At 36.9% G+C, this 480-nt stretch carries 1 protein-coding gene; it reads left to right on the plus strand.

Features of this window, described 5'->3' with window-relative positions; translation table 11 throughout:
* Positions 1 to 85 precede the first annotated feature (85 nt).
* A complete protein-coding gene (locus tag I6E38_RS15085) occupies positions 86 to 223 on the plus strand; it encodes a transposase domain-containing protein (RefSeq protein ID WP_235394741.1) in 138 nt (45 codons plus the stop codon).
* Positions 224 to 480 lie beyond the last annotated feature (257 nt).

The raw sequence follows: 480 nt of genomic DNA on the forward strand, positions 1-480 counted from the left end.
AGTCAATGGATAGGCTTCAGAGTGCATACGACAAGGCTGTCAAGGAGCGTGATGACTTGAACGGTCGTATGAACAGAAGCAAAAAATGAAATACCATACGCTCATTGAGACATGCAAGAATGTAGGTCTCAATGTGAAGGAGTATTTCGCTTATGTATTCGGCAGACTTATAGAGGGTGAGAAGGACTACGAAAAGCTTCTCCCCAGTGCTGTTGCACAGTAAATTCAAACAAACAAAAGTTAAAACAAAAATAATCAATGGCTCTCCATCCCCTGTTTATAAGGGGTTGGAAGCAATTGAGTGCTTACGGTTTACAAAACACTTGCTGTCGCTGAACGTATATTATCGTAAATGTCACGTGAATTTTCGTAAATATAAAGTGCTTGAGTATAAATATAATTCATGTTAATTTACGTTTAATTCACGGCAATTTACGTTGAAAAATGAGATTATAACGCAATCGTTCAATATTAATTCTA

Origin of the sequence: Leyella stercorea (assembly GCF_021531355.1) — a bacterium.
Taxonomy (GTDB): domain Bacteria; phylum Bacteroidota; class Bacteroidia; order Bacteroidales; family Bacteroidaceae; genus Prevotella.

Excerpts from the sequence above, each read along its gene's own strand:
- I6E38_RS15085 (WP_235394741.1), top strand. The coding sequence starts at position 86 with ATGAAATACCATACGCTCATTGAGACATGCAAGAATGTAGGTCTCAAT.